At 31.7% G+C, this 24,855-nt stretch carries 30 protein-coding genes; 22 read left to right on the top strand and 8 right to left on the bottom strand.

The window, feature by feature from the left end; all coding sequences use genetic code 11:
- Positions 1 to 44: 44 nt before the first annotated feature.
- A complete protein-coding gene (locus ACJDUH_RS01615) occupies positions 45 to 836 on the bottom strand; it encodes an ABC transporter permease (RefSeq protein ID WP_406764992.1) in 792 nt (263 codons plus the stop codon).
- Positions 820 to 1,593: an ABC transporter ATP-binding protein gene (locus tag ACJDUH_RS01620; protein ID WP_406763406.1), complete on the bottom strand. Its 774-nt coding sequence runs from the start codon at positions 1,591 to 1,593 to the stop codon at positions 820 to 822. The genes ACJDUH_RS01615 and ACJDUH_RS01620 overlap by 17 nt, the downstream gene beginning before the upstream one ends.
- 163 nt (positions 1,594 to 1,756) lie before the next feature.
- On the opposite strand from ACJDUH_RS01620, the gene ACJDUH_RS01625 reads away from it, so the two are divergent.
- From ACJDUH_RS01625 to ACJDUH_RS01640, 4 genes are read left to right on the top strand one after another with little or no spacing between them, the layout of a single operon-like run.
- Positions 1,757 to 2,269: an RNA polymerase sigma factor gene (locus ACJDUH_RS01625; RefSeq protein ID WP_406764993.1), complete on the top strand. Its 513-nt coding sequence runs from the start codon at positions 1,757 to 1,759 to the stop codon at positions 2,267 to 2,269.
- On the top strand, positions 2,266 to 2,718 hold the full coding sequence (locus ACJDUH_RS01630; RefSeq protein ID WP_406763407.1) for a hypothetical protein: 453 nt from the start codon (positions 2,266 to 2,268) through the stop codon (positions 2,716 to 2,718). The genes ACJDUH_RS01625 and ACJDUH_RS01630 overlap by 4 nt, the downstream gene beginning before the upstream one ends.
- Positions 2,699 to 3,223 (top strand): hypothetical protein, encoded by a 525-nt coding sequence (locus tag ACJDUH_RS01635; RefSeq protein ID WP_406763408.1) that lies wholly within the window; start codon positions 2,699 to 2,701, stop codon positions 3,221 to 3,223. Before ACJDUH_RS01630 ends, ACJDUH_RS01635 begins: the two co-directional genes overlap by 20 nt.
- Entirely contained in the window at positions 3,216 to 3,521 is a 306-nt protein-coding gene (locus tag ACJDUH_RS01640) for a hypothetical protein (protein WP_406763409.1), read from the top strand. Before ACJDUH_RS01635 ends, ACJDUH_RS01640 begins: the two co-directional genes overlap by 8 nt.
- 200 nt (positions 3,522 to 3,721) lie before the next feature.
- On the opposite strand, the gene ACJDUH_RS01645 is transcribed toward ACJDUH_RS01640, so the two are convergent.
- Positions 3,722 to 4,744, bottom strand: coding sequence for an ABC transporter substrate-binding protein (locus ACJDUH_RS01645; RefSeq protein ID WP_406763410.1), 1,023 nt, complete (start codon positions 4,742 to 4,744; stop codon positions 3,722 to 3,724).
- 272 nt (positions 4,745 to 5,016) lie between these two features.
- On the opposite strand from ACJDUH_RS01645, the gene ACJDUH_RS01650 reads away from it, so the two are divergent.
- The 9 genes from ACJDUH_RS01650 to ACJDUH_RS01690 all read left to right on the top strand — a co-directional run bounded on the left by ACJDUH_RS01650 (position 5,017) and on the right by ACJDUH_RS01690 (position 9,371).
- Positions 5,017 to 5,298: an ArsR/SmtB family transcription factor gene (locus tag ACJDUH_RS01650; RefSeq protein WP_406763411.1), complete on the top strand. Its 282-nt coding sequence runs from the start codon at positions 5,017 to 5,019 to the stop codon at positions 5,296 to 5,298.
- A 30-nt stretch (positions 5,299 to 5,328) separates the two neighbouring features.
- A complete protein-coding gene (locus ACJDUH_RS01655) occupies positions 5,329 to 5,655 on the top strand; it encodes a thioredoxin family protein (protein WP_406763412.1) in 327 nt (108 codons plus the stop codon).
- 98 nt (positions 5,656 to 5,753) lie between these two features.
- Complete coding sequence (locus tag ACJDUH_RS01660; protein ID WP_406763413.1) at positions 5,754 to 6,074, top strand: rhodanese-like domain-containing protein; 321 nt, start codon at positions 5,754 to 5,756, stop codon at positions 6,072 to 6,074.
- A 163-nt stretch (positions 6,075 to 6,237) separates the two neighbouring features.
- On the top strand, positions 6,238 to 6,570 hold the full coding sequence (locus ACJDUH_RS01665; RefSeq protein ID WP_406763414.1) for an ArsR/SmtB family transcription factor: 333 nt from the start codon (positions 6,238 to 6,240) through the stop codon (positions 6,568 to 6,570).
- A gap of 69 nt (positions 6,571 to 6,639) precedes the next feature.
- Positions 6,640 to 6,846 carry a hypothetical protein gene (locus ACJDUH_RS01670; RefSeq protein WP_406763415.1) on the top strand — a complete coding sequence of 69 codons (207 nt, stop codon included), beginning with the start codon at positions 6,640 to 6,642 and terminating at the stop codon, positions 6,844 to 6,846.
- Positions 6,847 to 6,963: 117 nt separating this feature from the next.
- Positions 6,964 to 7,770, top strand: a complete 807-nt coding sequence (locus ACJDUH_RS01675; RefSeq protein ID WP_406764994.1) for a DUF4346 domain-containing protein — start codon at positions 6,964 to 6,966, stop codon at positions 7,768 to 7,770.
- Positions 7,771 to 8,026: 256 nt separating this feature from the next.
- Positions 8,027 to 8,641: an alpha/beta fold hydrolase gene (locus ACJDUH_RS01680; RefSeq protein WP_406763416.1), complete on the top strand. Its 615-nt coding sequence runs from the start codon at positions 8,027 to 8,029 to the stop codon at positions 8,639 to 8,641.
- A 7-nt stretch (positions 8,642 to 8,648) separates the two neighbouring features.
- Entirely contained in the window at positions 8,649 to 8,834 is a 186-nt protein-coding gene (locus tag ACJDUH_RS01685) for an alpha/beta fold hydrolase (protein ID WP_406763417.1), read from the top strand.
- A 60-nt stretch (positions 8,835 to 8,894) separates the two neighbouring features.
- The gene (locus ACJDUH_RS01690; RefSeq protein WP_406763418.1) at positions 8,895 to 9,371 is read left to right on the top strand and encodes a hypothetical protein; all 477 of its coding nucleotides are present in this window, start codon (positions 8,895 to 8,897) and stop codon (positions 9,369 to 9,371) included.
- A 223-nt stretch (positions 9,372 to 9,594) separates the two neighbouring features.
- Here the strand turns inward: ACJDUH_RS01690 and ACJDUH_RS01695 are convergent, their stop codons facing one another.
- A complete protein-coding gene (locus tag ACJDUH_RS01695; RefSeq protein ID WP_406763419.1) occupies positions 9,595 to 9,900 on the bottom strand; it encodes a cytochrome b5 domain-containing protein in 306 nt (101 codons plus the stop codon).
- A gap of 164 nt (positions 9,901 to 10,064) precedes the next feature.
- Between ACJDUH_RS01695 and ACJDUH_RS01700 the strand changes: the two genes are divergently transcribed.
- The 4 genes from ACJDUH_RS01700 (at position 10,065) to ACJDUH_RS01715 (ending at position 13,753) form a co-directional block, all read left to right on the top strand.
- Positions 10,065 to 10,940: a hydrogenase small subunit gene (locus tag ACJDUH_RS01700; protein WP_406763420.1), complete on the top strand. Its 876-nt coding sequence runs from the start codon at positions 10,065 to 10,067 to the stop codon at positions 10,938 to 10,940.
- Between the two features lie 33 nt (positions 10,941 to 10,973).
- Entirely contained in the window at positions 10,974 to 12,386 is a 1,413-nt protein-coding gene (locus tag ACJDUH_RS01705; RefSeq protein WP_406763421.1) for a nickel-dependent hydrogenase large subunit, read from the top strand.
- A complete protein-coding gene (locus ACJDUH_RS01710; RefSeq protein ID WP_406763422.1) occupies positions 12,377 to 12,841 on the top strand; it encodes a hydrogenase maturation protease in 465 nt (154 codons plus the stop codon). Before ACJDUH_RS01705 ends, ACJDUH_RS01710 begins: the two co-directional genes overlap by 10 nt.
- 276 nt (positions 12,842 to 13,117) lie before the next feature.
- Positions 13,118 to 13,753, top strand: coding sequence for an FMN-dependent NADH-azoreductase (locus ACJDUH_RS01715; RefSeq protein WP_406763423.1), 636 nt, complete (start codon positions 13,118 to 13,120; stop codon positions 13,751 to 13,753).
- Positions 13,754 to 13,819: 66 nt separating this feature from the next.
- On the opposite strand, the gene ACJDUH_RS01720 is transcribed toward ACJDUH_RS01715, so the two are convergent.
- Positions 13,820 to 15,169 carry a Na+/H+ antiporter NhaC family protein gene (locus ACJDUH_RS01720; RefSeq protein WP_406763424.1) on the bottom strand — a complete coding sequence of 450 codons (1,350 nt, stop codon included), beginning with the start codon at positions 15,167 to 15,169 and terminating at the stop codon, positions 13,820 to 13,822.
- 170 nt (positions 15,170 to 15,339) lie between these two features.
- Between ACJDUH_RS01720 and ACJDUH_RS01725 the strand changes: the two genes are divergently transcribed.
- Positions 15,340 to 16,215: a LysR family transcriptional regulator gene (locus tag ACJDUH_RS01725; protein ID WP_406763425.1), complete on the top strand. Its 876-nt coding sequence runs from the start codon at positions 15,340 to 15,342 to the stop codon at positions 16,213 to 16,215.
- Positions 16,216 to 16,353: 138 nt separating this feature from the next.
- Here the strand turns inward: ACJDUH_RS01725 and ACJDUH_RS01730 are convergent, their stop codons facing one another.
- The 3 genes from ACJDUH_RS01730 to ACJDUH_RS01740 form a co-directional block, all read right to left on the bottom strand.
- Positions 16,354 to 17,649, bottom strand: a complete 1,296-nt coding sequence (locus ACJDUH_RS01730) for a WD40/YVTN/BNR-like repeat-containing protein (protein ID WP_406763426.1) — start codon at positions 17,647 to 17,649, stop codon at positions 16,354 to 16,356.
- Between the two features lie 136 nt (positions 17,650 to 17,785).
- Positions 17,786 to 18,946, bottom strand: coding sequence for a MerR family transcriptional regulator (locus ACJDUH_RS01735; RefSeq protein WP_406763427.1), 1,161 nt, complete (start codon positions 18,944 to 18,946; stop codon positions 17,786 to 17,788).
- A gap of 259 nt (positions 18,947 to 19,205) precedes the next feature.
- On the bottom strand, positions 19,206 to 20,321 hold the full coding sequence (locus ACJDUH_RS01740; RefSeq protein ID WP_406763428.1) for a tetratricopeptide repeat protein: 1,116 nt from the start codon (positions 20,319 to 20,321) through the stop codon (positions 19,206 to 19,208).
- A gap of 346 nt (positions 20,322 to 20,667) precedes the next feature.
- On the opposite strand from ACJDUH_RS01740, the gene ACJDUH_RS01745 reads away from it, so the two are divergent.
- The 4 genes from ACJDUH_RS01745 to ACJDUH_RS01760 all read left to right on the top strand — a co-directional run bounded on the left by ACJDUH_RS01745 (position 20,668) and on the right by ACJDUH_RS01760 (position 24,619).
- A complete protein-coding gene (locus ACJDUH_RS01745; RefSeq protein WP_406763429.1) occupies positions 20,668 to 21,063 on the top strand; it encodes a VOC family protein in 396 nt (131 codons plus the stop codon).
- A 190-nt stretch (positions 21,064 to 21,253) separates the two neighbouring features.
- Complete coding sequence (locus tag ACJDUH_RS01750) at positions 21,254 to 22,057, top strand: hypothetical protein (protein WP_406763430.1); 804 nt, start codon at positions 21,254 to 21,256, stop codon at positions 22,055 to 22,057.
- Between the two features lie 12 nt (positions 22,058 to 22,069).
- Positions 22,070 to 23,200 carry an ATP-binding protein gene (locus ACJDUH_RS01755; RefSeq protein ID WP_406763431.1) on the top strand — a complete coding sequence of 377 codons (1,131 nt, stop codon included), beginning with the start codon at positions 22,070 to 22,072 and terminating at the stop codon, positions 23,198 to 23,200.
- 3 nt (positions 23,201 to 23,203) lie between these two features.
- Complete coding sequence (locus tag ACJDUH_RS01760; RefSeq protein ID WP_406763432.1) at positions 23,204 to 24,619, top strand: vWA domain-containing protein; 1,416 nt, start codon at positions 23,204 to 23,206, stop codon at positions 24,617 to 24,619.
- Positions 24,620 to 24,855 lie beyond the last annotated feature (236 nt).

Raw genomic sequence — 24,855 nt, forward strand, 5'->3', positions numbered from 1 at the left:
AAGACATCCTTAATTAACTTAAAGGATGTCTTCTTAATATAAAATTAATATTGATACTTCTTTTCCAATATATGAACCAATTCATACATTACATAAGCTATAATTGAAAGTATTAAAATACTCATCATAACCATGTCTAATTGAGATACCTGGCCACCGTATACTATAAGGAAGCCTAAGCCTTCCCTTGCTACAAGGAATTCACCCATAATTACACCAACCCAGGACAAGCCTACATTTATTTTTAGTGCAGAAATAAGAGTTGGAATGCAGGAAGGAATAATTAAGTGTGTCAGTGTTTGAAGCTTACTTGCACCAAAGGTTTTTAAGAGCTTTACCTTATCTTCATCCACCTCATTGAAGCCCCCAAGGACTGTAATGATTGTTACAACTACGGATATTAAAAGTGCCATAACTATAATAGCTCCTACTCCATTTCCAATCCAAAATATAATTATAGGGCCTAGGGCTACCTTTGGAAGGGCATTTAAAACTACAATGTATGGGTCTAACACTCTTGACAAAAACTTTGACCACCATAATATTACTGCTATTATTGTTCCAAGGAGGGTTCCTAAGGTAAAGCCTACTATGGTTTCAGTGCAGGTGACTGAAATATGCCTAAACAAAGTACCTTCCTTATAAATTTCAATGAGGCTTTTAAACATTCTTGAAGGAGTACTAGTTAAAAAAGGATCTATAATCTTTAAGTCTCCCAATACCTCCCACAGAAGAAAGAAAACAATGAGGATTAAAAATCTTGCAATTGTAACCCTTCTATTTGTGCCTTTTACCTTTTTTATATATTGTAATTGTTCTTTACTTTCCATCAAGATTCACCTCCAATTCCTTCCAAATGCCATTGAAGTATTCTCTAAAAATTGGAGCCTCTCTTCGGCTAAAGGGTGTCTTATATTTTTCTTCAAAAATAACAGGCACATCATTTTTTATTCTTGCAGGACGCTTAGATAAAATAATTACTCTTGATGACATGGATACTGCTTCAGAGATATCATGGGTAACCATAATGGCAGTCTTGCCTTCTTTTTTTATTATTTCATAAATTTCATCACTAACGTTTAGCCTGGTTTGATAGTCAAGTGCTGAAAAAGGCTCATCTAAGAGAAGTACTTCTGGGTCCATAGCCAAAGTTCTTATTAGTGCTACCCTTTGCCTCATACCGCCAGATAATTCCTTTGGACGATGATCTTTAAATTCCCATAAATTATATTTCTTAAGTAGGTTCTCTAACTTTTCTTTATTTTTGCTATTTAGTTCATGTTTTATGTTTAAGCCTAAGGATACATTATTCCAAACGCTTAGCCACTCAAATAAATGATCTCGTTGAAACATATACCCAAGTTTCTCAGAATAGCTATGAATTTCTTCCTCGTCCACCTTAACCGTTCCAGATGAGGGTTTAATGAGCCCAGCTATAATATTTAAAAGAGTAGATTTACCACAACCTGAAGGCCCAACAATGCTGACAAATTCTCCTTTTTCTATATTAATATTAATATTTCTTAGGGCTGTGGTCTCTCCCTTTAAAGAGTGATAGTTCATATTAACATCTATAACCTCAACCTTACTCATTGGCATTCTCCTTTTCAATAAACATAATTTAGTATATGAATTATAGAGAATTAATGTTAAAAAAAGGAGGCATTAAAAAAGCATATTCCACATGGTAAAATAAATTATTGAAGTGTTTTTTATTTTTAAATCGTTATATTAAATGTAAGGATAAATGAAGGTGGTGGTAGCTATTGAAAAAGAACAATTTGCAAGTTGTATAAAACATTATGAACGATTAATTATCACTATTTGTCTATCCTTTACTAAAAATTACTTTGATGCTGAAGACTTGGCTCAGCAAACCTTTTTAGCTGCATATCAAAGCTGCGAAAGGTTTGATGGTACTAACCTTAAGGCTTGGCTTACAACAATTGCTGCAAATAAGTGCAAGGACTACATTAAGAGTAAAGCAAGGACAACAGTTAGCTTATCAGATGAAGAGTATGAAGGCTTGGAGGATAGTGGAGATTCGCCAGAGGAAACAGTTGTGAAAAAGAATACTATGGAGAGAATACAACATGTATGTAATAAGTTAAAAGATCCTTACAGGACTGTAGCGGTAAGTTATTTTTGCAAAGGTATTAAGCTTTCACATTTAGCAAAGGAAACAGGTCAGAACATTAAAACTCTAGAAACTCAGCTTTATAGGTCAAAAAAATTGTTAAAGGATTTATGGAAGGAGGAGTTTATGTGAAGAGTACATTATTTAATAAAGAAGGTCATTTAACTGAAGAAACATTAAAGGCACTTAAATTTGGCATTTTAAAGGATGATGAAATGATTCCTATATTGGAACATATCAGTGATTGTCAAAAGTGTGCTGGTGCATTTGCAGACAGTTTTCTAGATAATGAACTTGCAGAGGCTCCTTTAGGTTTTGAAGAGAAAGTACAAATTAAAATAAGAGATAAGAAACGAAGTAATGTTCAGTTTAACTTTTACTGTGTTAAAGTAGCAGTTGCAGCTAGTATAGCATTAATTATGGTTTTTTCAAATGGATTAAATTCTCTGGCTAATTCAACAATAAATTATGTGAAACCGCCAGATTTAAGCATTGCAAGCTCAGTTAATGCAAAGCTTAATAGTTTTTCTCAAAAAATAATCAAATTGGAGGTTTTTAATAATGATAAAGAAAAAAAGTAAATTTCTAACTTTTGTTTTTTCAATGCTGCCTGGTGCAGGGCATATGTATATGGGGTTTATGAAAATTGGTGTGTCATTTATGTCAGTGTTTTTCTTTTTAATATTTCTTTCTTCTTGGCTTGATACAGGTCCATTATTATTTATAGCTCCAATTATCTGGTTTTATTCGTTTTTTGATTGTGCTAATAGACTAAGTTTAGAAGAGGATAAGCTTTTACTTTTAGAGGATAAATATCTGTTTTCTATTGATAGACTGGTAAAATTAGATAAAGACATATTTGCAAAGCGTAGACTTGCAGCTGGAGTGTTGTTATTATTTTTTGGTATCTATTTATTACTAGGTAATATAATGCATTTCTTACAACCATATATTTCATATAAAATATATTCTATTATCTATAATTTAATAAGGCAAGCCCCTCAAATAATTATAGGTGTTGCAATAGTTGCACTTGGTATAAAGCTTATCAAGGGCAAGAAAATGGAGAGTGAAGCTTATGATTAAGGGACGGAGAGTAGGTACCTTAACCGCAGGAATCGTCTTAATTGTATTTGGGTTATTGTTTTTACTTAGATTAGTAACCGCTAATATTAATATTCTTATCATTGCATCTATCTGGCCTCTTATATTAGTAAGTGTTGGAATAGAAATTATAGTAGCCTATGTAATAAATAAGGAAGAAAAAATACAATATGATTTTACTGCAATAGTTTTAGTTGTTATTTTAGTTTTCTTTGCTATGGGTATGGGGGGAGCAGAATTTATAATTAATCATTTATCTTATTTTAAAGGAACAATTTAAATAGAATGATAGAGCTTAAAAGTGGTAATTCGAAACTAGAATCTATAAAAAGGCTTGACTAAAAGGATGTTTCTCTGTCATATTTGTACAAAAAAAGAATTATGGTCAATTTTGAGCATACATACTCTCAATTGACTATAATTCTTTTTTCATAAGTTAGTAACTTAAAGGCAGTTTGATTATGCCTTCCAATTGAATAGCTATTTTACATTTTTTATTGCCTTGTCTGCAAAGGTATTATTTACTACCTTGTTGTATTCAGGCCTTGTTTTTAATAGATTTGCATCATAAGACTGAATTATGTCCATAAGCCTGTTTAAATTTTCTTCCTTTAAGACTGGATCCTTTGCATAGGCATCTATAGCCTTATAGTTTTTAATAACCTGAATTATCAAAGCTTCATCAGTACCTGGGAAAAAGGACTTAATTGCTTTTGCAATATCTTCATTACTATTTTTCTGAACCCATAGCTGTCCCTTATATATAGCCCTTGTGAATTTATCAATTATAACTGAATTTTTATCCATATAATTCTTTGTAGTGTAGAAACAAGTGTAAGGTAAATCTCCCGCAGCTGCTCCTACTGATGCTGCTAAGGAACCACCCTGTGCTTTTACAATAGAACTTGCAGTAGGTTCAAATATTGCTGCATAGTCACCAGTACCGCCCTTAAAAGCTGCTGGCACCGTTTCGAAGGCAATATTGGTAATTAGTTTTATATCCTTGTTTTTATCAATACCATGGTTTTTTAGTACATATTCAAGTGCCATTTCAGGAACCCCGCCTGGTCTGCCCCCTATAATTATCTTGCCCTTTAAAGATTCCCATGTAAAATTATTTTCTACAGTTCTGGAAACTAGGAAGGATCCATCCTTTTGTGTAAGCTGGGCAAAAGCTATAGGATAATTTTCTCTCTGCTGATTATAAACATATAAAACTTGCTCAGGCCCGGAAAACCCTATGTCAACATTACCGCTTAATAACTGCTGCATAGTTTTATCTGCTCCACCGCCGGTAGAAAGTTCAATTTCTAAGCCCTCAGCTTTAAAGAAACCTTGATCTATAGCAGCATACATTGGTGCATAGAAAATAGAGCGGGTTACTTCATTTAATTTAACCTTTGTCAATGGACTATCATTTTTTTTACCACAGCCTGTAAAGCCAAATGCTAAGGTTGCTATAGTTACTATAGCTGTAGTTAATTTTAATATATTTTTCCTCACGAAGGCCTCCTTCATATTATAGAAATGCTATCTATTTTATAATATGAGGGATTAGACTTTTGTGTTAATTATAGTTATGCAAAAAAATAAAAATCAGAGGCTAAATAAGAAAGTTGACAAATAACAGGAATATAAGTATTATAAGCATATAATTAAATACTTATATAGTAAGATATATAAACTCAAGTTAACATATCTTACTAGAGCAATCCTTAAGCAAGTATAAATACTAATAGATTGTTGAAATATAAAAAGTGAAAGGAAGAAAGTTTATGCTAGATAAAATAAAACAAATCTCCGAATTGTTAAAAGTGTTATCCAATGAGAATAGATTGGCAATTGTATGCCATTTAATTGAAAAGCCAATGACAGTTAGCGAACTGCACGAAAGGCTCAATCATGTCACTCAGCCAGCTTTATCTCAGCATTTGGCTGTACTTAAGGCAAACAAAATATTGGATTCCAAGAAGAGCGGTCTTACAATTACTTATTTTATTCAGGATAAGAGAATAATAAATGTAATAGAAGCCTTAAAGACCAATTACTGTAATTAGATAATTCATAAGATGGGAGCTGCATATAGGATGAATATGGTGAATTCACTTGAAGAAGTAAAGGGATTAATTGAGAATAATCAGATGATGTTATTATATTTTAGCAGCAGTAGCTGCAGTGTATGCAGTGCTGTAAAGCCAAAAATTAAAGATATTCTTAAGGACTATCCTAAAATTAAAAGTGCGCAGATAGATGTAGAAAAATCACTTGATATTTCAGCAGCCTACAATATATTTACAATTCCTGCTATTCTTATATATATAGAAGGCAAGGAAATAATCAGAGAGGCTAGAAACATCAGCATACAGGACTTAAGCAGTAAAATAGAGAGATATTATAATATGCTTTTTGAATAATGCTAAGAATAATAGTATTGACAAAATAAAAGTGTAGATATAATATAAGTATATAAGAATATTATTATATAAAGATTAACAAATGAAGGAGGTATATTATGTTTTCATTTATGCAAAGAGATTCAGTTAAGTCTATAGAGGTTAACGAGATAGATAATCTGCTTGGAAAAGTAGAGCTAATAGATATTAGGGAGCCTTATGAATATAAAGCAGGGCATTTGCCAACAGCTAAAAATATCCCAATGGATACAATTTTATCAGAGCCTGAGAAGTACCTTGATAAAGTAAAAGAATATCATATTATATGTCAATCCGGCGGAAGAAGCTCAAGAGCCTGCAGTGTTTTGAAAAACAAGGGATTTAATATAGTCAACGTATCAGGTGGTACAGGTAGATATACAGGAAGGCTGCAGAGATAATTAAAATTCTATTAGTGAAATAAAAATCACTAGCTATTTTCATGTTAAAAATAGCTAGTGATTTTTTATAATCTTTAAAGCTTCTTGAAGTTTATAATACGAAGATATATAATAAAATCAATCTATATCAAAAAAAATTGATATAGCTTAGGAGGTATATTATATGTGCCAAGGTAAATGTACTACTGAAGTACCAAGAATATTTAAAAAAGATGTTAATTATTTTGATATTAATGAGTTAAATCAAATGTCTGAGATAACAAGAGCCTTAAGCGACCCTATCAGATTGCAAATAATTTATCTACTTGAACAACGAGAGGACATTTGTACTTGTGAGTTTCAAGAGTTATTAGATATGTCACAATCAAAAGTCTCATATCACCTTAAAATTTTAGTTGATGCTAACATACTTGAAAGAAAGGTTATTTGTAATTGGAGGCATTATAGTCTAATTAAAAAAGATATATTAAAGAAAGTAGAACAATTATTAGATTAGTTTTTACATTCTATATCAAATTTATTTGATATATGATTAATGGTAATTATTTTAAGGAGGTAAATAAAGATGGAGAAAAATAATTCTATTAAAAATATTATAAAAAATCTACAAATGGCTATAGAGCTTCCCAAATGCAGAAAGTGTGGGTGCATGAAAGAATCCTTAGAAGCAATGAAGAAGGAACTTCTAAAGATTAATAATAGGGACTTTTTAGAACTTCTAAATGAGGTATATGCTTCAATAGATAAAATGGAGCCTGTTAAATACACCTGACTAGGATGTAAACAATGCTGGTCAGCAGATATTACAAATTCCTTTGATGAAGCTTTTTCTGAATTAAGCAGCATTCATTCTATAGAAAACATTCCTGTTAATAATGGTTACCTAGATATACTTCCTGCTGTAGGTGAATACCATGTTTTATCGCTTAACCATAGTAATCCTGTGGCTATATCCACATTAGGCAGTGTAGAATTAGCTGATAAGATATCAGAGTTAAAACCACAGGGATTAAGCATTGTAGGAAAAACTGAAACAGAAAATATAGGTATTGAAAAGATTATAAAAAATGTTTTGGCTGTACCTTCGATAAAATATCTTATACTTTGTGGCAAAGACTCTGAGGGTCACTTTAGTGGAAATACTCTATTAGCTCTTGATAAAAATGGCATTGATAGTAGCATGAAAGTTATCAATTCTAAGGGAAGAAAATCTATTTTATCAAATACAACAAAGGAAGAAGTATCTGCTTTCAGAAACCAAATTGAAATTATTAATATGATTGAATGTGAGGAATTAAGTAGAATATTAGAGAAGATAAAAGAGCTTTCTGAAAAAGATATATCTAGATGTAATTGTGAGGGGAATTGCTCTGTAGAAAATAAAGAGCCTATGTCATCTACAATAGAAGTAATAAATGTCGAAGAAAAAGACCCTAATAAAGTTAAATTAGATAAAGCAGGATATTTTGTAATTTTACCAAAAGCTGATAGTAATACAATTTTAGTTGAACATTATAGTTATACTAATCAATTGCTTCGTATAATTAAAGGAAAAGATGCAAGAAATATTTATTGGACAATTATAGAAAACGGATGGTTAACTGAACTTAGTCATTCTGCTTATCTTGGAAAAGAACTCACAAAAGCTGAAATGTCCATAAAGTTAGGATTTAAGTATATTCAAGATAAGGCTTAAAGCCTTAATAAACCCCGTGGAGAAATCTTCGGGATTTTTTAAATTTTTAAAGGTTTAGAAGTATAATTAAGAGTTTTTTTACCTTGACTACTAACTATTCAAAATCTTAATTGAAGATAATAACGAGGTATCACTTTCTTTAAAGGATAAAAAATAGTATGATATAATAATATAAAGATTATAACATATTTGTAAATTATTGCTCGCTAAAAATGTAAACTTTTAAAGTCTAATATTAATTGAGTGGGGGAAATTCATGGACACTAATGGTTTTGCCAAAGTAAATGGAACAAGCCTGTATTATGAATTAACAGGTGAAGGAGAAGTTTTAGTCTTGCTTCATAGTGGTCTTACTGATTTAAGACAATGGGATGATCAATTTAATTTTTTTGTAAAGTATTTTAAAGTTATCCGATATGATATAAGAGGATTTGGAAAGTCTGATAAACCAAAGGAACTATTTTCACATTCTGAAGACTTAAAAGAGTTATTTGATTATCTTGGTATAATGAAGGCACACTTAGTTGGGGTTTCCATGGGGGGAAGCATTGCTATTGATTTTACTCTCCAATATCCAGAGTTAGTTAAAAGTTTAGTATTAAGTGGTTCATCTCTAAATGGATATAATATAATTGAAGATGATGCAAGTAAACAAAGATCTTTAGCAGTAATGTCAATAGCAAAGAGAGATGAAAATTTCAATGAATCGGTTGAGTTTATGCTTGATAATCCTATGTGGAGGCAAAGTAAACCAAATGCTCACCAACGCTTAAAAAAAATGTTTACGGATACATCATTAGAATGGGCATTGGAAGATACAGAGAAAAAAGTTAATCCTCCTGCTTCAGAAAGACTTTCTGAAAATAACTAAAAGAACGTTGCTAATTATAGGTTCTGAAGACTCTCAACCTATAAAAGAAATTGCAAGTGTGTTGGAATCAAATATAACTATGGCACAAAAAATTGAAATAAATGGGACTGGACATCTGCCTAATTTAGATAAACCAGATGAATTTAATAAAATTGTGTTGGAATTTTTATTAAGTAGTAAAGAAGGAAATTAGGAATAAAATGGTGGCAAAATAAGGCCATCCCGAAGGTAGAAAATAGAAAGGAGAATTATTATGTCCAAATATGAAGAATTGCAGACAAAGTATAATGAAGAGGAGAAAAAGTATAAAAATGGTGAACAAGTTGACAAATTAAGACTATTCTACATGGGACAAGCGCTTAATGCTGTGGACTATACTAAACGTGCTTTTGGAGTAGAACTTGATTTTTCCGAAGAGAGTATAAAAGCTCTCGAAGGTATATTGGATAGGCTTGAACAAATAGTTAAGATAGAAAAACCGTCTGATGAGCAGATATTATTATTTTCGAGAGCATATGCAGGATATATTGGGCAAGTAATAATCTTTAAATGGGGTGGAAAATGGATTGACGAAAAAGAATTTAATATAGATAATGGTCCAGCACTAAGAGTCTATATATCATGGGAACGCAATTTATTCCTGTTATCTAAGGTATATAGGAGAATTACTCAAGGGGCGTCGGAAAATATTTGGGGATTTTATCAAATGATAAAGTCGGAAACAAAATAAACTTATGTTAATATAAATAAAGCTACATATATAAAGCTTTAAGTACTGATTTATCATATGACGCAACAGGATGGTTTTATGACAAAACCATCCTGTGCTTTTCTTGCAATTGTTACTTCTGAAAATTCCATTTACACTGCTGGTAAAAATTATTCCTCACTTAAAATTGTATATCCATTTATAGCTTCCAAATATTCTTGCCTTTTATGGACCTATTATTCTCTCATGTCTTTAAAATTCCCACCTTAGGAAGTTTGGCTAAAATAGCCTCATTACCATGGCAGCCTTGAAACTGCGAAGTTAAATCCTTGCCTGCTATAAGGCCGAAATGGCTTGCACCACCCCAGGTTGCTTCATTACTGACATCGTAAACAATTCCGTTCACTGCCACATAAGCTGGTTTTCCCATAGAACCGTTATAATAAGCAAGTTCGCTTAATGTAAATTCTTCCAAGGTTTTATAGTTTCTATAATCAAGGGTATTTCTGCAATTATAGCAGGGATAAAAATAAGGGATTGAAAAATACATTTAAATCCTCCAGACAAATAGATTACTACATCATTATTTTATGTCATTTTATTGAAGTGGCGCCTCTTTATTTAGAAACTAAAAAATTACATTGAAGAAGGTAATTAATTAAAGAATTCATTAATAAAATAATATGATACTTATTAAAGTCGGGGGAAGCAAAATTGAGGAACTTATCAAACTGTCCTATATCAGCTGATAAGGAGTTATCGGCCTTTAGCATGGCTAAAGAAGCTGTTAGGAGCATCAGGGAAGGTGAGGCTAAGAAAATAAATGCTATATGGCTGGAGGCTACAGGGTGTTCTGGTAATACCATTTCTCTTCTAGATGCAGCTGATCCAGACGCAGTCTTTTTTATTAGAGAAATGGTAAATCTAACCTATAACAACAGCTTAATGGCTGAAGAAGGCGAAAGGGCCTTTGAAGAGTTTATAAAAACTTTAGAAACAGAGTTTATATTATTGGTTGATGGCGCTGTAGCATTAAAAAAGAACGGAAACTACAACATTATAGCTAAGTATAAGGGTAAGGAAATAACTGCTCTAGAGGCAGTTAAAATGGCAGGAGAGAAGGCTAAATATGTACTGGCTGTGGGTACTTGTGCCTCCAGCGGTGGAATTTCAGCTTCAAGGCCAAATCCTTCAGAATGTGTTAGTTTAAGGAATGTACTTAAAAGAGAAGTAATTAACCTCCCAGGTTGCCCCTGTAACCCTGCCTGGGTTATAGGAACTATAGCCCATATAATTACTAGAGGAAAACCGGAAGTTGATAATATGAATAGGCCAATTTTATTTTATGGAGTTACAATTCATGATAGATGTCCTAGAAGGTCTTTCTTTGATAATAGAATCTTTGCAATAAAGCTTGGTGAGGAGACTTGTATGTTTAAATTAGGCTGCAGGGGACCTATTACTAGAACTGACTGCCCAACGAGAAGGTGGAATGCTCGTGTTAACTGGCCTATTGGAGATAACACACCTTGCATAGGCTGTGCTAATTTTGCGTTTCCAGATGGTATGGAGCCTTTTGTAAGATTCTAAAGGGTAACACTGAATTGAGGTGAAGGTAAAAATATGAGTAGAACAATAACAGTAAATCCATTAACACGTATAAGCGGCTTTATGGAGATAGAGGTGAAGATTGAAAAAAATAAAGTAGTTGATGCTAAAAGCAGCGGTCTATTATTTAGAGGCTTTGAAAAGATGCTTATAGGAAGATCCCCTTTTGATGCTATCTATTTTACTGAGAGGATATGCGGAATTTGTTCCACAGCTCACTCAGTTACATCTGCCCTTGCATTAGAAGATGCTCTTGAAGTTCATCCCAAGGAAAATGATAAGATGCTGAGAGACATTATTCATGGCTGGGAGTTTATCCAAAATCATATAAGACACTTCTATCTTTTTACTTTGCCGGATTTTGTAGTCACTCCGGAACTTGAGCCGGTATCTTCTGCTGGAGGATATGACCTAAGGCTTCCAAAAGCTTTAAACAAGAAAATATCAGATGATTACTTGGAGGCTATAAGGTTCAGTAGACTAGCTCATGAAGGCTTGGCAGTGCTTGGAGGGAAGGCTCCACATAATCATGGGGTTTTTGTTGGAGGGGTAGTTGAAGGCTTAGATGCTTCTAGGCTTATTCATTTAAAGTATTTAGTTTCTGAAACAAAAGCCTTTATAAATAATAGAATGCTGGAAGATGTGAATATTATTGCCCATTATTATAAGGACTATTTTAAGATGGGCCGCGGTTTTGGGAACCTAATGAGTTATGGAGTATTCAACACCTACAGTGAAAAGGAAGTAAGCTACGTAAAGCCTGCAGTTATGCTTAACGGACAGATGAGCCCATTTGAGCAGACAAAAATAACGGAAAATATATATAATTCATGGTATAAGGGAGAAACAGTTCAAGATAATCTATTTGGCAGCTATACTGAAGATGATATGGACAAAGCTCAGGCTTACAGCTTTGTAAAAGCACCTCGCTATCAAGGCCATCCTATGGAAGTAGGTCCTCTTGCAAGAATGATTTTAAGCGGCAACTATGAAAATAAGATATCCATGATGGATAGAACCATTGCAAGAGTTTTGGAGACTAAAAGGGTTATAGAAATAATTGAAGGGTTGCTTGAAATGGCCAGCTTTGAAGCTGTAGGTCAAAGGCAATACGAGATTCCGGATAATTCAAGAGGCAGCGGACTTATAGATACAACCAGAGGAGCACTGGGTCATTGGGTGTCTATTGAAAATAAGCTAATAAATCATTACAACATTATTACACCAAGTGTCTGGAACTGTTCCCCAACAGATTCAAAAGCAGTAAGAGGAGTGATAGAACAGGCCCTTATAGGTACTGAGATTCAAAACCCAGGGCATCCTGTGGAAATAGGAAGAATTGTAAGATCCTATGATCCATGTATATCCTGCGCTACACACATTGTCAGTGATAGATTTAAACCAATGGAGCTAATAATATGTCCATAAAGATTGTTGTAATAGGGAACAGGCTCATGGGTGATGATGGAGCTGCTATTCATATCATTGAAAAGCTGGACAAAAGCTTTGAGGAAGGCGATATTGAAGTAATCATTGGGGAGACAGACTTTCAGTATTGTCTTAGCAAAATCCATGAAGGTGACTACATAATCATAATTGATGCAACCTATTTTGGAATTGAACCAGGAACAGTAACAGTTAGTAGTTTAAAGGATATTTATAGGCTAAATACTAATGAAAGTCTATTATCACAACACGGATATAGCTTTATAAAAGCCCTTGAAACCTTTTATAAAGCCATTGATGGAATATTAGTAGGTATAGAAGGTGAAAACTTTGATTTTACCTTGTCACTTAGCAGCAGTATTGAAGATAATTTTGATAATATATGCAGTGAAGTGAAGGAAGCTATATGGGAAAGAGTTAATATCTTGATAGATTAGTCTTCAAACATTTTTTCCTTAATGAAATTTTTAGATTGTTAAAGTAATTTAGTTCTTCCAAAAGATTTTTTTGTTATTTTTTTAATAATATCTATTGACAAGAGTAAGTATATTATTGTACTATAGTTACGCAAGGTAACTGAGTAATAAATGATTAGTATATTACAAAAATATTCTAATTTTAACAACATAAATTATTCAGTAAAATAAATTCTGAAAAGGAAGAATAATATGCTAAACTTTTTAAAAAAATTATTTGAAAGGAAAGATGTAAAAATGAATAAAGTATTATATATTACTGCAAACCCAAAATCCAAGGAGGAATCTTTTAGCTTAGCTGTTGGAGATGCCTTTATGCAATCATTTATAAAAACTCATTCCAATTATGAAATTACAAATTTGGATTTATACAATATGGAAGTGCCTTTAATTGATGAGGATGTATTTAGTGCATGGGGAAAATTTGGACAAGGTAAATCCTTTGAGGAATTAACAGAAGTAGAGCAGAAGAAAGTATCAGCAATGAACTCAATATTAGAACAGTTCATGTCAGCAGATAAATATGTATTTGTAACACCACTTTGGAATTTTACAGTGCCACCTAAGATGAAGGCTTATTTGGATAATATTTGTATTGTAAATAAAACTTTTAAGTACACAGAGAATGGTCCAGTAGGACTTCTAACTGACAAGAAAGCAATTCATATCCAAGCTAGAGGGGGAGTATACTCAGAAGGACCAGCTGCAGATGTGGAAATGGGCGATAAGTATATTAACACTATCCTAAATTTTATAGGAATAAATGATAGACAATCTATCATAGCAGAAGGCATGGCTGCAACTCCTGATAAGGCAGAGGAAATAAAAGTAAATGCTATTGAAAAGGCTATAAAGGTAGCAAAAACATTCTAATTATAAATAGAGGACTATATGATTTACACTTGGTAATCATATAGTCCTTTTCTTATTGGTTGTGTTTTAATTAGTAATTTCTTGTCTATTTAAGTTTATATTTAAATTACCATTAGAGTATTTCGAATATATAAAATATACAATAGGTAATATATACAAGTAAAAGGCATAGGGTATATATCCCACTATATTTACATTCAGAGTTGTTGTAGGAACAAGTGCGGCAATATTCCAAGGAATGAGTGCAGCAATTAGTATTCCAGAGTTTTCAAGGTCTAATGAAAATTGATATTTATCAACATCTTCATAACAATCTTTCATAATTTCATTAGTCATAACAGAGCTAATTGTTTGATTACACCCAAAGGCTGCAGTTATAATGCTTACCATGGAGGTTATACTGAATAAATTTTGTCTTGTTAATGTTTTGTACGTTATTATTTTTTTAAAACCCTCAAAAACATTTATCTCTTTAAATATACCCGAAAGAGAGCAGGAAACAAACAATACCAAACTTGATTTTAACATTGAAATAATACCGCCCCCTTTTAAAATATTATATAAGGGACTACTTTTACTTGTTTGAAATCCGAAAATAATAAATTGAATAACTTCTTTAAATTGATAATGTTGAAAAATTACTGCAAATACTGAAGCTACAAAAATACTTATAGGAGCAGAAAAATAAATCTTAATTTTACAAAGTGATAAAATTAATATAATTATAGCTGGCAGTAATATAATGAACCCTATTTTGAAGTTTCCCAAAAGCTCATTTGATAAATTATTATTCATGCCTTTAAGTGGCTGTAATACAGATAAAGTATAATAGAAAACTATGGACAGAGAAAATGGAATTATTGAAGAATACAGCATGTTCTTTATATTAGTAAATATATTAGTTTTAGTTAGGCTGGCAATTAAAGCTGCACTGCTGGACATTGGAGAACATCTGTCTCCGAAGTAAACACCAGCAATAATGGTACCTGCTGTCATATTTAAATTTACATTTCCACTTCTTGCTATTATCATTAATGGCAGACCAACCATGCTTACACTTCCTAATGAAGTACCTATTAACAATGAGACTCCACAGCAGATTAAAAATACAGAAAAAATAAATAAAGAAGGGGTAATAAGTTTTAAACAATAATAAACTATGGCAGCTATAGTTCCTGAAGCCATCCAAACTCCTATAACAGCACCAATCAAAAGGAGAACTTTAGCAACTACAAAGGATTGTTTCCCACCCTTGTAAGACATTTCTAGGATTTCTTTTATTGTATATCCTTTTTTTATTGAAATTACTGCAAAAATTAACCAAGCAGCAATTAGTGCATATCCAATGAACATGCCTTTTAAAACACTAATTATTAATAAGCAGAATGAAATTAAAAATCCAAATAATATTTCCATATGTATCCTCCTAGCACAAATCTCTATGATGTTAAATTAATTCAATCTTTTTTATTGACTATACCTTTAAAATCAAGTATTATTTTAGCAAAAATTAATATATAATTAAAATATCTAAAACATATGATATTTATATATTTTTATGTATGAATCATGGAGTGAAATTAAAAATGGATATAAAGCAACTTAGCTATTTTATTGGGATAGCCGAAGAAGGAAATATTACAAAAGCAGCTGAAAAACTACATATTGCACAGCCTCATCTTAGCAATCAACTGAAACTCCTTGAGGAGGAACTGGGTGTAACTTTGGTGGAAAGAAGTACTCGAAAAATTCAATTAACAAATGCAGGGGAGATGCTGCTCTATAGAGCTAAACAGATGCTGGAGATGATGGATAGAACAGTTAAAGAGCTGAAGGATTTCAATGAAGGGCTCCAAGGGACATTATCAATTGGTGCTATATCATCTGCTGGAGATATTCTTTTACCAAAATGGATTTATAACTTTCATAAGCAGTATCCAGGAATAAATTTTCATATACGAGAGTGCCATACACATGAGATTTTGGATTTATTAAATAATGGACTCATAGAAATTGGAGTTATTCGAACTCCTATAAATACAGAACTATATGAGTCAATTTTGCTGCCTAATGAACCTATGATTGCAGCCACCAGTGGAAATCTTTGCTGGAAGAAGGATCAAAAATATATTGAAATGAAAGACCTTAGAGATAAGCCACTATTAGTACACCGCAGGTATGAGAAAATGATTGTAGAAGCATGTGAAAAGTCAGGTTTTGAACCAAGGATTCTGGGAAAAATCGATGATACGAGGGCGATATTATTATGGGCTGATACAGGAATGGGGGTAGCTATAGTTCCAAAGGACTGGATTGGACTTATTTCAAGTACAGATTTGAAGTATGTTGAAATCGAGGAATCAAATTTGATTACAAGAACTGCAGTAGTATGGAAAAAAAGTCATTATCTTTCATCTGCAGCTAAACATTTTTTAGATAATTGTAAGGTGTTTATTGGTTAATAGCCTTCGACAAAGTATTGAATAAATCTCTATATTTAGGGAGGGCATGCAGTTGTAGCCTTGTAAGCACCTCTTTCTCCAATAACTCCACCACAAAAATGTGGTGGAGTTATTAAACAACTAACATATTTCATTTAATTACAAGGTGTTATTTATCTTAATTATGGCATCTATCAAAAATTTTCCACTTTTACGACTTAAATTCCCATTAATAATAAAAACCTTAACTTGGGTTATGAAAGTATTAAGTTGATTTTTTGCAGCTTTTTTATTATTTTTATTAATTTGAGTCATTGCTTCATCTAATTTTTTAAGTAAATAATTTCCAAGTGCTCTGCCATTATTTCCTTCTGATATCGATTTATTTATCTTTAACTTAAGTGCTAATATTAATTCTTCAGGAGAAGGTGATGGATCTTTGGAAGTATTTTCAATAACTGGATTGTTAATGGAGTTAGGAATATACTCATTACCGGGTATAGCAGCATTATTTGTTATAGTACCTTCACCGACAGATTTCTGTGAATCATTATTTACTATGCTTAAGTTAGCGAAAGTAAATATATTTCCATAGCACATGATAACACCGTTACAAACAGCATATACCATACCACTTGGTGATGCACTTATAGATTGAATCCCTTGATTCTCATTATTAGGAGTGCTCATAAATCCCCATCTATTACCATCATAGTAAAGGATAGAGGTACTAGTTACAGCATATACATTTGTTGGTGAAATGCAATAAATACCTGTAATAGCTAAGTTTGTACCGGAAAACATATTTGACCACTCATTGCCATTATAATGTAATATTGTTCCATTATTACCTGATACAAATATATCATAATGAGAAGTTCCACTTATGCTATACAAATCCTCAATTGAATTGCTATTCATTGTCTTCCAATTAGCCCCGTCAAAGTGATATATAAATCCAATCTCATTAATGGCAAATATATCATTATCTGAAGTTCCCCAAATATTAGTAAATCGTGATGTGCTAGAGTAATCGGTGTATACAGGCTCTAAATTTACACCATCGAAGTGCTCTATTCTATTTGCCGATGTAATATAAATGTTATTAGCAGAAGATCCCCAGATACCAGTGACATCGTAAAGGTCTTCATCAAAATAATTGGAATTACTCCAAGAAACTCCGTCATAATGGATTACAGTATCATTGTTTCCGATTGCAAAAATATCATTAGGTGATAATCCCCATACCCCTTTAAGGCATATATCTGGTAATGTTAGATTGCTTAATGACATAGGTGTCCAATTTACACCATCATAATGAAGAATGCCTGCACTCCTATTATTATTTTCATCTGAATAAACACCAACTGCAAATATATCGCTGTCCGAAAAAGCTAATATGTCATACATGCTATATTGAGAGTCATTATACATAATGGACCATTCTCTTTCCACTTCTAAAGACCTCCTTACAAGAAATCATTTATAAATAGCAATTATTTTACTTGATATATTATATGGTGTATTAACTGGAAGGTACCACTAAGAAGGTAGCAATAACATTTTAATAAAAAATTGAGGACTTTATGATTTACACTTTTTCAGCATAAAATTTTAGGGCTTCTCCAATAAATTTAGATGCACCATCTCCATATTTCTTATCCAATACTTTTTTATAAGTAGACTCTGACATATACTGCTCTGCCTGATAACTCCAATAATTTTCTCCAACCTCTACTTTTAAAGTTTCATGCTGCTTTTGTGTCTCATCTACTATCTCAGAAATAATTTCTTGAATTTCCTTTGAGAAAGGATCTTTATATAAGTCAGCTGTAAGTTTTTTATATAGTGTTTCTATTTTAGGCTCATAATCTCCCAAATAAATTTTTAAAGCATTTCCAATAAATTTAGATGCACCATTTCCATATTTTTTATCAACTTCTTCTATCCAATCAGGAAACATTAAGTAAAGTCGTACCATAGTGTACCAATAATAGTCTCCCATATTAGTTTTAAAAGCTTCATAATCTTTTTTAGCTGTATTAGTTATTTCACCAGCAATTTGTTGAATTTCCTTTGAAGAAGGATCTTTGCTTAAGTCAGCTGTAAGCTTTTTATATAGTTCTTTTAATTTAGGATGCTTATCATGAAGACAATCCTTTTTAAACTCATCAATTTGTTCTGCTTTAGTTATTGCCAGACTATTATTTAAATTTTTCTTTACAGCTTCAGTATATTTTTTTATGCTTCCATATTCTTTTATAGCCATATTGGCAAGATTTGATTCCCCAGCCTTTATTTTTTCAATCATTTCATCAAATTTATCTACACTTCCAAACTGCCTAATTACTTTATCTTTATTTTCTTTCTTAAATTCTTCTAGTACATTATAATATTCACTCATATCAAATTCTTTAAAACTCATCCTATTCGCTCCTTTTAAGGTTTTATTTATAAGCTCTATCAAACCATTTAATCGATCCCTTTTTAAAATGATTAGTTTCTTATGATTTTCTAGTGCTTTCATCTTATCAAAGCCAGAACTAGTTATGATTTCTTTAATTTCCTTTAGTGGTAAATCAAGTTCCTTAAAAAATAAAATCTGCTGCAGAGTTTCAAGAGCTTCATCATCATAAAGTCTATAACCTGCTTCCGTTAATTTAGTTGGTTTTAATAATCCAATCTTATGGTAGTGGTGCAGCATACGTACACTTATTCCTGTTAAATCCGAAACTTGTTTTATTGTTCTCATAACTTCACCCCAAACTTTGATTTTAGAGCCTTAATACCACCTAATGCTCTGCCGGCTGAGCTTTATTAGCATTATCAACCTCTAATTTAATATTACACTATGACATAATGTCAGGGTCAACACTTTTATAAAATTTAAACAGCGTTAATATTCACATATATTAACGCTGTTTTTTGTCCTTCTGCTTAACTAAAACAGGCAAATAATCGCAATTCCCATATATACAGGTTGTCCAAAAGTTACGATATTTTTCATATAATTACTTATTTATCATAAGTAGATTAATTATTTCTATAATTAATAAAAAAATAAAAAGGATTATTATTTTTTTATTTTTATTAACTTGCTTAGCGTTAAAGTTATAAGAAAGTATTTCGTCATCATTTATAGAAGTATTTAGTTCATTATATTTTACCTTGCTACCTTTATTCTGGATTAACAATTGAAACCTTTCATCACTTTTGACCTTTTCATAAATTCCATCTTCAATGTCTTCGTTGTCAATACTGAGTCCTTTTTTCTCTAAGAAAATTTCGAAATTTTTATAAAAGCCATCATAGTTATCTTGAATAAGATTAATTTCAGCTAAAATTTTATATGAGAAAAAATCATATGGATCTAGTTCAATAGCTTTTAAAGCATAATCCCTTGACAATTGAGTATTTCCGATCATTTTTTGTAAGTAAGCATAGCTTTTATAAATATTAGCTTTTACCAAGGTTTCTGAAGTTTTCATTTTTATATTAAGTGCTTTAGATAGAAAATCATCGGCTTTAGCATATTCTTTTGATTTAATATATATAGTACCTAAATTGTTGTATGCAGTGCAGAGATTTTTTGATTTACCTAAAAATTCTCCACTCACAAGTTCAATTGCTCTGTTTAAGTTCTCTATAGCTCTTTCATATTCGTTAGTATGTAAATAGAACCACCCCAGGTTTGTATAAGCAACGCTGGATTTAGGTTTTAGTTCTACTGCCTTTAAAAAATATTTAAGTGCTTTGTCATATTGTTTAAGCTCAGTATATACAACTCCAGCTTTTACAATATTAATTAAAGGAAGCTTTTTAATTTTACAGGAATCCACTAAATCCTGTAAGGCTAAATCAAATTTTCTTATTCTTAAATAAACCATTCCTCTATAAGCTAAAGGCAAGGCCTTTACAGTTTTATTTGAACTCTTTAAAGATCTTGAGAAAAGCTCTATTGCTTTTTCAGCATCTCCATTATTTACAAGATAAGCCCCCTTATTTAGAACTTTGAAATTTCTGATAGTCATATAGGCTATCATTAATGAAAAGATAAAAAATACAGTTAAAAATCCCCAAAACGCAAACTCACTTTTTTTATAGGCTATTAAAATAATTGCAAACATTAACGCATAAAGCGTTAGAAATGCTTTTCTCGTTTCAACTACCTCCTTATTTAATAAACTTGTGTATACTCATAATACATTAAACTTTTTAATAAAAATCATCTGATTTAAAACTGTGATTTAATCTTTATGAAAATTATATCATAATACAGTAATTACGATTGTATGAATAATATGTTGTCGCAAATAATTAAAATAGTTATAGGAAATATTCTTTATGGTTTATTTATGTAAATCTTTGATAACAAGTATTGAATAAATCTCTATATTAATTAAAATAATAGATAAGATAAATCAAAAGGAAAATGTAATAAAGATAAACGAATTCAAAAATTAGGAGGTTAATATGGGGAGAGTAGTTCATTTTGAAATTCATGTAGATGACATGGAGCGTGCTAAGAAGTTTTATGGAGAGGTATTTGGATGGACCTTTGAAGATTGGAGCGATTATGCTGGAACTCCTTATTTTGGGGCTGTAACTGGGGACTCAAAGGAGCTGGGAATTAACGGGGCTTTGATGAAACGTCAAGGTGTTTCCCCTGTATCAGGTCAGGCTTTGAATGGCTATGCATGTACAATGGGAGTTGAAGACTACGATTCAACTGAAACCAAAATTCTTAATAATGGCGGCAAGGTAGCATTGCCAAAATACGCCCTACCCGGAATGGCGTGGCAGGGATATTATATTGACACTGAAGGTAATGTTTTTGGTATACATCAGCCAGATGAGAATGCAAAATAGTATTTTTTATTACTTAAATTCTAAGTCAAAATCCAGGATTATTTAAAAAGCCGCATGTATTGCGGTTTTTTTACGCATAAATAGCACTTCAGCATTTATAGACCACTTTGTCATATAGTGGTATAATCTTATTGATAATAATTATTAATTATTACTTCCTAATAATTAATAACCGAAAGAAAGGAACACTATGGAGAAAGTAAAGCTTTTAGAAATGATTAAGATTAATCCAAATACTATAGCAGCTATAGATAACCCAACAGATGAGATGAAATTACTTGCCATAAAGATAAATGGTCTTATGTTAAAATATATAGATAAGCCAACAAGAGAAATGCAGGAATTAGCTATGGAAAATAACCCTGCAGCCATTAAATTTATAAGTGACCCAACTGAAGAAATGATGATAAAAGCTGTAAGTGCTGGATGGCCAAACTTAGAGTATATTAAAAATCCAACGATGTCGGTAATAAATTTAGCTGTAAGTGAGGCTGGATGGGCTATTAGATATGTTAATAATCCAAGTGAGGAATTGCAATTATTAGCTGTAAGAAAAAATTATGATTCTATAAGGCTTATAAAAGAGCCCTTTGAGAGTGTGCAAGAAGAGGCAGTAAAAATAAGCTATGATGCACTAAGATATATAAAATCACCTACCTATAATACAGAGCTAATAGCTGTAAAAAATAATGAGGAAGCTATTAAGTTTATAAACGATTTAGACAAGAAGAAGATACTAGAGTTTCTAAAGATTAATATTTTAGTTATTAAATATGTAATGAAGGAAGTTTCTAAAGAAGAATTAGAAGAAGTATTAAAGGGTGAATTATCAAAGGAAGATGTGGAAGAAAAATATGTAAGAGACTTCTTAAATTATAATACCTTAGATAAGGACAGTGACATTATGGAAATGGATAAGATAATGTTTATTTATAAATATGGAAGTAAGAAGGCAAAGAAAATAGCTGTAGATGAGAAGCTTAAGATAATATAGGAGTGAAACAAAATGAATTTTATAGATACAATAAAAAGTGTTGACCTGGTACTAGCAACAGGAGAAGTGCCTTTAATAGTAGGTGAAAGCGGAATAGGAAAAACTGCTTTGGCAAAGGATATTGCCAGGGAAAATAATTGGAGTCTAATTGTCATAGATGGAAATCTTCTTAAGGAGGGTGAAATAGGCGGTCTTCCAACTATAGAAGCTTATGCAGCAGTAAATGCTAAGGGAGAAATGGTAGAAAAGAAAACTACAGTATATGCCATCCATAATAAGTTAAGGGAAATTGACGAGGTAATATCCAAAGGGAAAACAGTGCTTTTATTTATTGACGAGATAAATCGCTGTGAACATACAGTACAGCAGGAGCTTATGAACTTAATATTAAATAGAGAAATTAATGGATATAGGTTACATGAGGGAGTAAAAATACTAGCAGCCATGAATCCTTCAAGTAAATATGGCTCGGATTTTGATTACCAGGTTGTGGATATGGATGCAGCACAAGAAAATAGATTTGTGTGGTTATACATGGAGCCTGATTACGTGCAGTGGTTAGATTGGGCAATAGATGCAGGGCTTGATCAAAAGATTATAGAGTTTATCGGGACTTTCCCGGAATATTTGAACAAAGCAAATGAGGATGATATAAGAGCCACTCCAAGAAGCTATGAAAGAATTTCTAAGCTTTATAAAATTTATAAGGAGAAAAAAGCTTCAATACCTAGAGCGGTGTTTTTAAATGTTATTAAAGGAAATGTAGGAAAACTTATAGCAGAAGAATTTATTAGCTTTGTGGAAGCAGATTATAGTCCTCTTATATCTTATGAAGATGTTTTTTCAGGAGCTTCTCTTAATGAGGCAGTTATTGATAGAATAAGGAAGGAAAGTCATACAAGGCTTTATTTATCCGCTAAGAATATTCTAAAAAGCTTAGAAACAAATGTAAAGGACAAGGATTTTGACTCAAGTTATTATGTTAATAGGTTTATTGAGTTTTTAAAAATATATCCTGTTGATTTAATGATAGGAATCATGAAGGACATTAAAAATAGCTATACAGAAGTTTATAAATATGCAATAGAAAATGAAGCCTTTGTAGAAGCGTATTTTGAAGCCTACAGCTTAATAAGGGGATAAATTATGGAAGTTAATTTTGATAATACAGTAAAGGGGCTTTATGATAAGGCATATAAAATTATAGATACTTTCTTAAAAGAAAATCGTTATTATGAGGAAGCAAAGATAAGTGTACCAGAAGAATTTAAGATAGAGTTTTTTAGCCTTGTAAATAAGGTTAATTTAGGTCTTATGGAAGACAAGGATAATTTCTACGGATATTTTTTGTTTCAAATGTCAAGAGAGATAAGATTTGATATAAGCAGTCCCACAGCTGTGAATTTTAAGGGAGCTAAATATGTTATATATTTTAATCCCATAATTTTTTTAACTCTTAATATAGAGCAAATGGAAAGTACAATAAAGCATGAAATACTTCATATATTATCTATGCATTTAATAAGAGCAAGGGAATTTAAGGGAAGGTTCAGTAAAATAGCTATTAATATGGCAATGGATGTAGTGGTAAATAAATATTTGAATGATTTACCTCCTTATGCCACTACTTTAGAATGGGTAAATTTAAATTATTCCTTAAAGCTTAAGCCCTTTGAGCCCTTTGAATATTATGTGGAAAAGCTTCAAATTGCCATAGCTTTACTAGAAGAAGATAAGGATGCTGCAGAGGATGATAGTGATTTTGAGCAAAGCAACAAAGATGACAATATAGAAACTGAATATAGCCCTGAAAAAACCCATGACCTTTGGGAAGGTTCCAGTGATATAGATGAAAAAACACTTAATGAATTTACTGAGAAGTTTGTAAGTAATTCTGAAAAAGGTACAATACCTGCCTATTTAGAAGGTATGATAGCGGCACTTAAAAACAGTAATGGGGAAATTCCTTGGAATTTATATCTTCATAGGTTAATGGGGACTATTGAAAGTAATAAAAAGAAGACTATAACTAGAAGAAATAGAAGGCAGCCAAATAGGCTAGATTTAAGAGGAGAGCTTCGCAGCCATAAACCCCAAATTGCTGTTGCACTCGATATAAGCGGAAGCATTAGTGATGAGGAATTTAAGCAGGCAACTAAAGAAGTACTGAGTATTGTAAAAAATTATAATCATGAAATTACTATTATAGAATGTGATGCTGAAATTAGACGTTCCTACAAAGTTAAATCTATAAAGGACATAAAAGAAAGAAGCAATATAAGTGGCGGTACTAGGTATTCTCCAGTTTTTGAATATGCTAACAATAATAAGGTTAATTTGTTAGTGTACTTTACTGATGGGAAAGGTGAAGATGAGCTTCAAGTAAAACCTAAGGGATATAGTGTTTTATGGGTTATTTCTGGTAGAGGAGAGAAGCTCTCCTTAAAGGAGCCCTTTGGAGCAGTTAAGAAACTAAGTAATATTGAAATAAAAGATGACACACCAGATTTAAAAGATGTTATAAGAGATGGGTTTTCAATGAATAATCAGGAGAGAATATAATGATATATCCAACTTGCCAGTTCAACTTTGGTATTTTTTGTCGGAAATATTTCTATTTATAAATTTGATAGAGAGTTATATCGAAAAAAATAAAAATAGGCTCAAAAATGTAAAACGAATAGGTGGTGTTTTAATATGCTTACTGTTATATACTTAAATTGGATATAACAGTAAGCATATGATTTTATAATAGGGCTGCAATATTTTTGTATTAGGAATAAGCAATATACAAGTTT

The organism is Candidatus Clostridium radicumherbarum (assembly GCF_045310525.1).
GTDB lineage: Bacteria > Bacillota > Clostridia > Clostridiales > Clostridiaceae > Clostridium_AT > Clostridium_AT radicumherbarum.

Excerpts from the sequence above, each read along its gene's own strand:
- ACJDUH_RS01620 (WP_406763406.1), bottom strand. The coding sequence starts at position 1,593 with ATGAGTAAGGTTGAGGTTATAGATGTTAATATGAACTATCACTCTTTA.
- ACJDUH_RS01635 (WP_406763408.1), top strand. The coding sequence starts at position 2,699 with ATGATAAAGAAAAAAAGTAAATTTCTAACTTTTGTTTTTTCAATGCTG.
- ACJDUH_RS01640 (WP_406763409.1), top strand. The coding sequence starts at position 3,216 with ATGATTAAGGGACGGAGAGTAGGTACCTTAACCGCAGGAATCGTCTTA.
- ACJDUH_RS01650 (WP_406763411.1), top strand. The coding sequence starts at position 5,017 with ATGCTAGATAAAATAAAACAAATCTCCGAATTGTTAAAAGTGTTATCC.
- ACJDUH_RS01655 (WP_406763412.1), top strand. The coding sequence starts at position 5,329 with ATGAATATGGTGAATTCACTTGAAGAAGTAAAGGGATTAATTGAGAAT.
- ACJDUH_RS01660 (WP_406763413.1), top strand. The coding sequence starts at position 5,754 with ATGTTTTCATTTATGCAAAGAGATTCAGTTAAGTCTATAGAGGTTAAC.
- ACJDUH_RS01665 (WP_406763414.1), top strand. The coding sequence starts at position 6,238 with ATGTGCCAAGGTAAATGTACTACTGAAGTACCAAGAATATTTAAAAAA.
- ACJDUH_RS01670 (WP_406763415.1), top strand. The coding sequence starts at position 6,640 with ATGGAGAAAAATAATTCTATTAAAAATATTATAAAAAATCTACAAATG.
- ACJDUH_RS01680 (WP_406763416.1), top strand. The coding sequence starts at position 8,027 with ATGGACACTAATGGTTTTGCCAAAGTAAATGGAACAAGCCTGTATTAT.
- ACJDUH_RS01690 (WP_406763418.1), top strand. The coding sequence starts at position 8,895 with ATGTCCAAATATGAAGAATTGCAGACAAAGTATAATGAAGAGGAGAAA.
- ACJDUH_RS01695 (WP_406763419.1), bottom strand. The coding sequence starts at position 9,900 with ATGTATTTTTCAATCCCTTATTTTTATCCCTGCTATAATTGCAGAAAT.
- ACJDUH_RS01705 (WP_406763421.1), top strand. The coding sequence starts at position 10,974 with ATGAGTAGAACAATAACAGTAAATCCATTAACACGTATAAGCGGCTTT.
- ACJDUH_RS01710 (WP_406763422.1), top strand. The coding sequence starts at position 12,377 with ATGTCCATAAAGATTGTTGTAATAGGGAACAGGCTCATGGGTGATGAT.
- ACJDUH_RS01715 (WP_406763423.1), top strand. The coding sequence starts at position 13,118 with ATGAATAAAGTATTATATATTACTGCAAACCCAAAATCCAAGGAGGAA.
- ACJDUH_RS01720 (WP_406763424.1), bottom strand. The coding sequence starts at position 15,169 with ATGGAAATATTATTTGGATTTTTAATTTCATTCTGCTTATTAATAATT.
- ACJDUH_RS01725 (WP_406763425.1), top strand. The coding sequence starts at position 15,340 with ATGGATATAAAGCAACTTAGCTATTTTATTGGGATAGCCGAAGAAGGA.
- ACJDUH_RS01735 (WP_406763427.1), bottom strand. The coding sequence starts at position 18,946 with ATGAGAACAATAAAACAAGTTTCGGATTTAACAGGAATAAGTGTACGT.
- ACJDUH_RS01740 (WP_406763428.1), bottom strand. The coding sequence starts at position 20,321 with ATGTTTGCAATTATTTTAATAGCCTATAAAAAAAGTGAGTTTGCGTTT.
- ACJDUH_RS01745 (WP_406763429.1), top strand. The coding sequence starts at position 20,668 with ATGGGGAGAGTAGTTCATTTTGAAATTCATGTAGATGACATGGAGCGT.
- ACJDUH_RS01750 (WP_406763430.1), top strand. The coding sequence starts at position 21,254 with ATGGAGAAAGTAAAGCTTTTAGAAATGATTAAGATTAATCCAAATACT.
- ACJDUH_RS01755 (WP_406763431.1), top strand. The coding sequence starts at position 22,070 with ATGAATTTTATAGATACAATAAAAAGTGTTGACCTGGTACTAGCAACA.
- ACJDUH_RS01760 (WP_406763432.1), top strand. The coding sequence starts at position 23,204 with ATGGAAGTTAATTTTGATAATACAGTAAAGGGGCTTTATGATAAGGCA.